At 73.8% G+C, this 1,549-nt stretch carries 2 protein-coding genes; both read left to right on the top strand.

All coding sequences use genetic code 11. The features are described 5' to 3' along the window. Window positions 1-1,137, top strand: a 1,137-nt coding sequence (locus EEJ42_RS31685) for a DUF3152 domain-containing protein (RefSeq protein ID WP_246097521.1), incomplete at its 5' end; no start/stop codon positions are given. Between the two features lie 183 nt (window positions 1,138-1,320). Further along, the coding region (locus tag EEJ42_RS31680) for a DUF3492 domain-containing protein (RefSeq protein WP_123105314.1) at window positions 1,321-1,549 on the top strand (229 nt) is incomplete at its 3' end.

Here is a 1,549-nt window from a genome sequence, read left to right as displayed (position 1 = left end):
GCCGCCGGGCCCGCCGCCGGTGGCGCACCCGGCGGCGGTGCGTCGGGCGGTGGTGCGGGCGGGCTGATGCCCGGGCCGCGCAAGGAGTACCTGGAGGCGTTCGAGGCCCCTGAGGCCCCCGATGCCGTGGACGCCGACGGCGAGGACGTCTTCGCCGCCGGTGCGCCCGGAGCGGTGCCGCCGCCGCGCCGTACCCGCCCCGGCGCGGGCGCCGATGGCGACCATGAGAACGCCGCGGATGGCCTCGATGACGACCCGGCGGCCGATGGGGCCGACGGGACCGAGCCGCCGGGGAAGAGCGCGCGCGGGGTCGCCAAGGGCGGCAAGAGCCGCACGTTCACCGGTGTCGCCGCGGCGGCCGTGACGACCGTGCTGGCCGTCGTGGTGGCCGGGCAGGTGGCGAACGGCCCGCAGAGCGACAACAAGGCGCAGTCCAAGGGCGGTCCGGAACGCGGCGACGGGGGCGCGGTGTCGTCCCGTACGGACGGCGGGGCCACCCCGTCCGCCTCCGCGTCCCCCGAACTCGCCACGTACGGCCAGAAGATGGCCGCCCCGTATCCGCTCGACCCGAAGCTCAAGGGCTCGGGCGCCTTCACGACCGTCCCCGGGAAGGACAAGGCGCCCGGCAAGGGCCAGGTCCTGCGCTACCGGGTGGACGTCGAGAAGGGGCTGCCGCTGGACGGCGCGCTGTTCGCCGAGGCGGTGCACAAGACGCTCAACGACGACCGCAGTTGGGGCCACGGCGGCACCCGCACCTTCGAGCGGGTCTCGTCCGGACGCCCCGACTTCGTCATCACCCTGGCGAGCCCCGGCACCACCGCGGTGTGGTGCGGGAAGTCCGGTCTGGACACGACCGAGGACAACGTCTCGTGCGACTCGGCGTCCACCGAGCGCGTCATGATCAATGCCTATCGGTGGGCGCAGGGCGCCCGTACGTTCGGCGACGACAGGATGCACGAGTACCGCCAGATGCTCATCAACCACGAGGTCGGGCACCGGCTCGGGCACAACCACGAGACGTGCACCGAACAGGGCGCGCTCGCCCCGGTGATGATGCAGCAGACCAAGTTCCTGGCGACGGACGGCGTCACGTGCCGCCCCAACGCCTGGCCGTTCCCCAAGGGCCGACAGGGCTGACGGCCCCTATAGCGCCCGACAACGCCTGAAGACCAGGAAGGTCACGGGCGTTCACCCCTTCCGGTGGCGCGACGGACAACCGTCCGTCGCGCCATGGCCGTGCGCGCATAACGTGCTCCCGCTGCCCGACGTGCCGAACCGCGGCATGACGGCTTGCCCACATGGGAGATCGGGGGTGCGCTCATGCGCGTGGGACTGCTTACGGAGGGTGGGTACCCGTATGCGACCGGTGAGGCGCGGGTGTGGTGCGACCGGCTGGTGCGCGGACTGGACCAGCACGACTTCGAGGTCTACGCGCTGAGCCGCGACGCCCGCCAGGAGGCCGCGGGCCGGGCGGAGCTGCCCGCGCAGGTGCGCCGGGTGCGCACCGCGCCGCTGTGGGGCGAGCCGACCGGGCGGCGGCGGTCGTACG

This window comes from Streptomyces botrytidirepellens, assembly GCF_003721215.1.
Taxonomy (GTDB): Bacteria; Actinomycetota; Actinomycetes; order Streptomycetales; family Streptomycetaceae; genus Streptomyces; species Streptomyces himastatinicus.
This window is presented reverse-complemented; position numbering and strand designations above follow the sequence as displayed.